This is a genomic window from Methanobacterium sp., from assembly GCF_038562635.1.
Classification (GTDB): Archaea; Methanobacteriota; Methanobacteria; order Methanobacteriales; family Methanobacteriaceae; genus Methanobacterium_D.
On sequence record NZ_JBCFBO010000002.1, the window covers coordinates 541,289 to 549,972 of the forward strand.

Consider the following 8,684-nt stretch of genomic DNA (forward strand, 5'->3'; position numbering starts at 1 on the left):
TGACTTTAAAACAGGAAAGTTCTATCTTTTAACCTGCAAGTCAAAAACATAATTTCAAGCCTTGCTATTTAAATTCAAGTTTTTAGTGTTTTAAATGATTAAAAAAACTTGTTTTAAAACTTTTTTGAGAATTTTATTTGCGCTTGCAATAACTAATTTTAAACTGAATTTTAACTAATTTAAAATTTATTTAAGTTCATCCTTAAAGGGTATCATGAAATAAAACGTAGAACCTTCACCATACTCTGATTCAACCCAAATTTTACCATTATGGCGATCTATAATTCTTTTAACAATTGCCAAACCAATTCCTGCCCCATCATATTCTCCAATAGAGTGTAATCTTTTGAACACTTCAAATATTTTATCACAATACTCCTTTTCTAACCCTATTCCATTATCTGCAACAGAAAAAATGTATCCTTTAATTTCTTTGCGTGCAGAAATATGAATTTTAGGTTTAAGCCCAGCCCTATGGAATTTAAGAGCATTTCCAATTAGATTCTGGAACACATGTATCATCTGGTTTTCATCTGCAAAAATTATTGGAAGAGCATCATAAGTAACTTCTGCATTATTTTCATTAACTACAGGCCCTAAATTATTTAAAGCATGATTTAAAGCACTTTCTGCATTAAAATCCCGGAATTCTCCACCTTTTGTTTCAATACGAGAGTAATCAAGCAAACCCTGGATCATCTGCTTCATTCTTTTTGCACCATCAACCATATATTCAATGAATTCATCGGCTTCATTATCCAGCTTACCTTTGTAGCGCCTTTCGATCAGTTGAGCGTAACTGGCAATGGTCCTTAAAGGTTCCTGGAGATCATGACTGGTAATAAAGGCAAACTGCTGTAATTCATCATTTGAACGTCTTAATTCATTTATTGTATCCTTTAACTGCTCTTCTGCATTCTTACGCCGAGTAATATCTTTAGAAATTGAAGATATTCCAACAATATTGCCTTTATCATTTTTAATTGGAGAAAATGTTATAGACGAGTAAAAATGGGATCCGTCCTTTTTTAAACGTTCCAATTCAACATGTTCTATACTCTCCCCATTTTTAGCTCTCTCAATCAATCTCAAATTATTAACCTGTTCCCCAGGTTCCATTAAAATAAATATATGCTTTCCAATTATTTCACCTGAGGAATATCCGTACATTTCTACTGCGCCATGATTCCAGCTGGATATTCGAAAATTTAAATCCATTCCAATAATAGCATCATCCGATGACTCCACAATGTTAGCTAACCTTTTAACTTCTGCCATCCTTTCTTCAATCTGATCTTCAAGATTATAATTAACCTGCTCCAACTGTTTTATCAGCTTTTCCCGATCATTTAACACAAAATAAGCAAGAATAGAAGCTAAAATTGTTGTAAAAGAAATAGTAATGGCATGTGATTCCCATATGTTTATACTGGGAAACAATAACTGTTTTACAATTTCATAAAGGGTCATACCCACTAAAAAAGCTAAAAAAACAATTATAATCTGGCTTTTAATGCTTTTAATGTCTTTTGATATAATAGGACAGTACCCCTCCTTAAATTTTAAATTATATTGTAATATGGTAATTACTAAAATAAATCATTTAACATAAAAAGTAGTCCCTACTTAATACATATATTTTTATAATCCAAACTGCTGTACATTTGAGGCTGTAATTTCAACTACAGATAGTGTTATTAATCCAATAGTTGAAGAAAGATTGTAATACCTGCCTTAAATAATCCCCACCATATTCAAACCTACAAAAATCAGCAGAGCTATGAATATATAATTCAGTTTATCTGCAGGAAGTTTATGTGCTGCCTTAACTCCCAATTGGGCCATTGGGATACTTGCCCCTGCCAGAATAACAAATTGAAGGAGATTAATGTAACCCAAAGAATATTGAGGTAGTCCCGGTACGCCCAGTCCATTAAAGATATAAGAGATAATTCCCCCTATAGATGTAAATATTATAACCGCTGTGGAAGTCCCAATTGATTTATGTATGTCATATCCCATGGCAATTACAAGGAATGGGACTATGATAAATCCCCCGCCAACTCCCAGAAGCCCAGACATTATTCCAACAATGAATCCACCGGCAATAAAATAAATATTATCCGTTTTTGGCTCTTTTTTAACCTCTGGAGATTTATAAAGAAGCATTCTAACAGCAACCGCCAAAGCTGTGACCCCAAAAAGGATTTTAAGAATATCTCCAGGCACATGAGAAGCAATAGTCCCTCCCAAAATACCACCAATACTTCCAGTAACAGCTAAAAGTGCCATTGGTTTGATTAAAACTGCATTTCGACGGTAATGTCCATATGCGCCGCTTATAGCTGTTGGGAGTATAACTGCAAGGCTTGTACCTAAAGACATCCTTATAGCAAGCGTAGGATCAACACCGATAGATATAAAAAGCCAGTATTGGACAGGGACCATTATAAAACCTCCCCCAATTCCAAGAAGGCCTGATGCAAACCCTATCCCCGCTCCCGTGATTGCAAGAATTATAATATAAAAAATAGTGGGATCCATAAATTTATTCCTTCATAATCAGACTATATCCTAACTTTATTTTTAAAAGAATTATACTTTACGTTTTAAAAACATTGATACTATATGTACTTAATGTAATAATAAACTATATTAAAATAAATCACATATGTAAGTACAATATGAAAAATAAATGTATAAATTTTCTAAATTAAGTTTAAAATTAATAGTAGAACCATGAATATTTCTAATTTTTTATTCAAATTTTCTAAACTATTTTTAAAATAGGTACTTATTAATTTAAATTCAATTATTAGTTACCAAATGCTTGAAAACTATTAGTTTTCAAATGCTACCCAACTATATTTAAGCTATACGTTTATATATTGAAAATAATTATTAATAATAAAAAAAATTTGAAATTTATCTAAAGTTTCAAACTGAATATTTTTATGTTAAAACTCTTTATAAATCAAAATAATCAAATAATTGTGCCCCAATGGTGATAAAAGGTGGAACTTACAAAAATCAAAGGCATCGGTGATAAACTAGCAAAGAAAATTGTTGACAGCTTCGGCAGCGAGGCAGATCTACAGACAGCGATCAGCAACTTCGAAGTTGATAAACTTTCAGAAATTGATGGAGTAAGTCAGGCTAAAGCTATAGAGATAATAAATGAAGCTTTAGGCAATCCAAGGGAAGAGTTTTTAAAGACAGAACAGGTCATCCAGATCTATGATGACATTATCGCCAGAATTCTTAAATACGCGAGTACCAAATATGGAAAAAACAGGGTTCTTTTAATAAGCCCTACAAATGATACAGGAAAGATTCAGGAAAATCTAGACTTTGTAATGAACGCCAAGGAAACTGTATCCAAACTTCCAGTAAATGAAATCAGTAACCTGCTTAAAAAAGTAAATCCATCTGGAAAAGACAAACCAAAATATGATCCATCAAGAGCCATACTTGTAGAGTCCAGAGAGGATTACAACAGGCTTATGGATCTAGATCTGCACAAATATTCAACAATTATCACTGCAGAAGAGTTAGAAACTCTTGATGATTATGAATTTGTAGTGTATATATTCTCAACTGGACAAGTAGACCTTGATGATGCTTATAACATTGCTATGGTGACAGGCGATTCTCTAAACTATGAAATTGTCCCTGAAACTATCCTTTCATATTACCACACGAATTACGAGCTTCTTTGCAATGTTTTGGAAATTAAAAATATCTTAGGGCGAAAATCAGCGATTGGAGAAGTTATAGAAATTCTTGACTCTCTCGAATCAGCTAAAGTTGATGAAAGCATATTTGATGCAAGCGTCGAAGATGCAAAGAAAAAAGCCGATGAAAAACTCGCTGAAAGTATTAAACAGGTTGATCTTAAAGGAGATGAAGTTTTAGCCCTTATGAATGAAGGAATGCCTGCCAAAATACAGAGTATATTTGATGAAGTGATAAAAGAAGCCAAAGATGAAATTAAGGATAAAACTGGATGTTCATTTGACCCATTCATTCAAAAATACCCAATAGAAATTGATGAACAAGAACTTGAAAGAGTTAAAAAACAGGAAATTGCAAGACAGCACATCAATACATTCGATAAAAAAGTAAAAGCTGCATCACGACTCTCAACCCTTAAAGAAGGAATTGAAGCAGAAATTCAGGAAATTCTGGAATTCGATTATGAGTTTGCACTGGGATGTTTTGCATACTATTACAATTTAAATGCACCGCAGATCAAAGATGAGTTCAACTTTAAAGGTGGAATACATCTCAACCTGGCACTTGAAAATGAAATCAACATTCAAAAGATTGATTACTTCCTGAAAACTCCCGAAAATGTCGCACTTTTAACCGGGGCAAACAGTGGAGGTAAAACAACACTCCTTGAAACCCTTGCCCAGATTTCCATAATGGCACAGATGGGGCTTCCAGTCTGTGCAGAAGAAGCTACAGTTAAACTCGTTGATGAAGTGTATTTCTTCTCAAAGAAAAGGTCTCTTGATGCAGGGGCATTTGAATCATTCCTCAACACATTCATGCCCGTTGTAATTACAGATACACATAAACTTGTTTTACTTGACGAACTGGAAGCAATTACAGAACTTGAAGCTGCAGTTAAAATAATTGCAAGCTTTATAGACCTAATAAAAGATTCTAATTCTTATGCAGTCATTGTAACCCATATGGCACATGAAATAATGAAATATATTGAAGTCAGGGTTGACGGAATTGAGGCAAAAGGCCTTGATGATAACTACAATTTAATTGTAGACAGGACTCCTAGAATGAACTATCTTGCAAAAAGTACTCCAGAACTCATCCTTCGAATGATTTACCAGAAGTCTGATGGAAAGATGAAGGATATTTATGGTCAGATACTGGAGAAATTTTAAATTTATGTACCGGGATCTCTTTTCCTGGCCATAATTCTCAGATTACAACAGCACCTCTACTATCAGAGTAATTGGCACAAGACGATGAATACGTAAGGTTTTGAATGCATGGAAAATTTTATGAAAACTGCCATGCATTATTTGTTAAATTTCTAATTGAACCTTTTTTTAAATCCAGAAAATTACTTCTTTTTGTACTAAACTATTTCTGAATCCGTTTGAGAACCACTTATTATATCTTCATCCATATCTTCATAGCCACTATGATGAGTTTTTGCCCAGTGTCTTTCTTTTCGCGTAATCATCCCTGCAAAAGCCGCGAAGAATAAAGGTAAAAGGTACAGACAATAAGCCCAGTATTCTACAGATCTATAAATTATAACATGTGGAAGCGCTTTTTCCCGATATAAGCCTATGAACAATGATGGGAAAAACGCAAAAGTTGACAAGGCACCTACAGCAACTGGAGCGCCGAAATGGAACTGCATAATATTTCCTATCTGGAGTATAAAAACCACATAACCTACCATTACAAATGCAATAAGCAGGAGGAAGAAAAGTTGTTCTATGGCATTTATCTTCTTATAAAGAGGAATAGGTGCATTCATTATTTTTGTAAGATAAACAAACAGCGTTTCAAGATTTCCTGTCGCCCACCTTATTCTCTGTCTAAAGAAAAGATCCCACTGGGGAACAGCTTCCTGATAGACAACAGCTTCTCCACAGTAACGAATTTTATAACCGTTCATAATAAGTTTAACACTCATATTCAGGTCTTCTGTGACTGCAAATCCATCCCATCCTCCGATCTCTTTTATAGCTTTCTTTGTGGCTATCTGGCCGTTGCCTCCTAAAAATGCATTTTTACCCATTACATCCTTTGCCCGGAGTATCACATTTCCAAATATAGCAAATTCAATCTCCTGCATAGCTGTTAAAAGGTTTTCATTACGATTGTACATCCTAACCCTTGCCTGTACACCTTCAACACCATCCTCATTCAGGTAAGGTATTATTGTCTTCAAGAAATCAGCTTCAATACGGGCATCTGCATCAAAAACTGCTATTATTTCACCCTTACATAACTCTAAACCATCATTAAGAACATAACCTTTGCCTTTTCCAGAGCGAGGCGGTTTTCTAGTTACAATCTTCATAAATTTGAACTCTTTTTTGAGCTCTCCCAGTACATCTGCAGTGTTATCAGTGGAACCATCATTTATAACAATTATTTCGTAGTTCCGCTTATCTTCAATATAATAATCAAGTTGTGCAAGGGTTTTAACACATCTAGCTATTGTAAATTCCTCGTTATGGGCGGGGATCATTATGCTCACAAAGGGCATCTCGTCAAAAGCCGCTGCAGGGCTCTGTTTTTTGAGACTAACCACTGCAAGCAGGACACCATACATTGCAGGTATAAACAGAAGATATTCGAGCCACGTCATACTCCTGGTTAACAGGCCGTATGCAGCAAGTGAAATAGTCACCGCAGAGACAAAGAAAACTCCCGTTTTTTCTATTTTAAGCTCATCAGATTTTTCCCTTATTTTATTTTGGAATTTTGCAACGTTTTCCACGTCGCTCCTGTGCTTACTAAGTGCCATTTCAACTGTTGTATAAAGCTCTGCATCTTCAAAAGGTTTTACCAGGTACCCATAGGGAGATGTTTTCCTGGCCCGTTTAACTGTCTCAGCATCCGCATATGCAGTAAGATATATAACAGGAATATCCAGTTCCATTAATGTTTCAGCAGCTTCAATACCATCCATTTCCCCATCAAGCACTATATCCATAAGTATCAAATCAGGTTGGGCATTACATGCTTTTTGAACAGCTAACTCTCCTGATCTAACAGTTTCAGGTACGCAGTAACCAAGTTTCTCAAGTCTGAACTTTATATCAAGTGCAGTTATCTCTTCATCTTCCACTACCAGTATAACAGGCTTTAGATCATCCTCAACTGCATCAACAGGAGTTTGAACAATTTTATCCCCATTATATATAATTTCGCCCTTGAAATTTTCCTGTTGAGGTGATGCGGGATCCAGTAATTCAGGAATTAAAGTACACGCTCTTGGACGTTCCCCATCCATGTATACCCCTACTTTACCGTTTCTGGATCCATGAGTTGGATTTTCAATTTCGTCAATTTCTTCCAGATATTTCCTGTGCCTCTCAAGGGTAACCTCTATGGTGTTGTAAAGTTTTTGGGGTTCAAAAGGCTTTACAAGATACCCTGAAGCAGGATTTTCCGTGGCTCGAGAGAGAGTAACTTTATCTGAGTGAGCAGTTAAGTAAATAACTGGTATTTCTAATGCCAGTATGCTCTTAGCAGCATCAATACCATCAATATCTCCTTTTAAAAAAATATCCATTAAAACAATATCCGGCCTAAGTTCTGCAGCAAGTTTAACAGCATCTTCGCCGTCTGAAACTATACCAAGCACCCTGTAGCCATAATCTTCTAATTTTAACTTTATGTCCATTGCAATGATATGCTCATCCTCAACTACAAGAATATCAGAACTCACATACCCCGCCCCCATTAAACAAAACGATAAATATCACCATAAGTTCTCCACGAATGTTTATAAATATACATCTATTTTTATGAAAATGATAGAAAATTAGACTGTAATTAAACAAGTACTAATACTTATGGTATCAAGCTGGTTTTTAATACAAAATAGGCGGTTTTTTATGAATTTAAGGTAATAATTCTAATATTTAAGTGAATAAAAAACTCAGATTGCACATATAAAAAGAAATTATAAATGATTTTAAACAAGTTAAAAGGTTTAATTTTTGTATTTTAAAAGAAATTTTTACCCGCTGAACATTACATTAATAAAATTATTACAATTAAATTTATATTTATTACAAATCATAATTATTTTAGTACAATGACGGAGGTTGAATGATGGGTATTGATGAAGAATTGCATAATAGAATTGTTAATGCATTAAAAGGAGCAGATTTTCCAATAAATAACTATGATAAACTTATGGAATCATTCCCCAAAGGTAAAGCAGGGGTATGTAGAGCTCCAGGATTTGATATAACAGTAGAAGACGCTGTAACTTCACTTGTAGAAGAAGACTTTCCATTTAACAATGCTGAAGATGTAGCACATGTAGTAATTAAAAGAATAAGACGCGGCGGAATAATGTAATTAATTTAAAAACAACTATCTAAAACTATTTTTTTTAATTTAAAAATAAAATTTAATTAATTAATCTGATAAAAATACAGTGTTTATTTTTGACAATTCCTATTATTTGTATTTAAAAATAGGACCGTCAAATGAAAATAAAAGTTAAGTAATTTTGCCTGCATACTAACTCACTGGTTCACAGGTAGTTCACCCTTTCCTCCCCGAGCAACCCTCGAAGCAGGCAGTCTGTCCAGTACTGGGTTTCTCCTAATCATAGAAGGCTTAGCCAACCTCATAAGAGGACCGTAGGCACCAGTCAAAATAATGATATGACATTAACTAATTTGTAATTGGTTAAGATAAGCTTTTGGTTGGGACATCACAAATCCCATACAAAAGTTCATTTTTGTAAAATTATTATTAAATTGTATAAAATTAATTCAAAAAAAACCTTCAATATATTATAAAAAAAAAAAATCCTTTCTAATATAAAATAGTAAGTATGAGAATGGCCGGCAACGTTTCAAGCTTCCCATAAAAGACATTATAGTACCACTCAAAACGCAGGAGGACTTTACTTCTGGGATCGAAACGAGACCAGGTGTAACCCCTCCGCT

General features: G+C 34.2%; 5 protein-coding genes and 1 rRNA gene. 2 read left to right on the forward strand and 4 right to left on the reverse strand.

Features of this window, described 5'->3' with window-relative positions; translation table 11 throughout:
• Positions 1-186: 186 nt before the first annotated feature.
• Positions 187-1,470, reverse strand: a complete 1,284-nt coding sequence (locus tag AAGU07_RS14730; RefSeq protein ID WP_342459839.1) for a PAS domain S-box protein — start codon at positions 1,468-1,470, stop codon at positions 187-189.
• A 264-nt stretch (positions 1,471-1,734) separates the two neighbouring features.
• The gene (locus AAGU07_RS14735) at positions 1,735-2,544 is read right to left on the reverse strand and encodes a sulfite exporter TauE/SafE family protein (protein ID WP_342459840.1); all 810 of its coding nucleotides are present in this window, start codon (positions 2,542-2,544) and stop codon (positions 1,735-1,737) included.
• A gap of 470 nt (positions 2,545-3,014) precedes the next feature.
• On the opposite strand from AAGU07_RS14735, the gene AAGU07_RS14740 reads away from it, so the two are divergent.
• On the forward strand, positions 3,015-4,910 hold the full coding sequence (locus AAGU07_RS14740) for a helix-hairpin-helix domain-containing protein (RefSeq protein ID WP_342459841.1): 1,896 nt from the start codon (positions 3,015-3,017) through the stop codon (positions 4,908-4,910).
• Between the two features lie 197 nt (positions 4,911-5,107).
• On the opposite strand, the gene AAGU07_RS14745 is transcribed toward AAGU07_RS14740, so the two are convergent.
• A complete protein-coding gene (locus AAGU07_RS14745) occupies positions 5,108-7,444 on the reverse strand; it encodes a response regulator (RefSeq protein ID WP_342459842.1) in 2,337 nt (778 codons plus the stop codon).
• Between the two features lie 386 nt (positions 7,445-7,830).
• On the opposite strand from AAGU07_RS14745, the gene AAGU07_RS14750 reads away from it, so the two are divergent.
• Complete coding sequence (locus tag AAGU07_RS14750) at positions 7,831-8,085, forward strand: MTH865 family protein (RefSeq protein ID WP_342459843.1); 255 nt, start codon at positions 7,831-7,833, stop codon at positions 8,083-8,085.
• Between the two features lie 492 nt (positions 8,086-8,577).
• Here the strand turns inward: AAGU07_RS14750 and rrf are convergent.
• Positions 8,578-8,684 (reverse strand): 5S ribosomal RNA (rrf, locus tag AAGU07_RS14755); the annotation flags it as partial.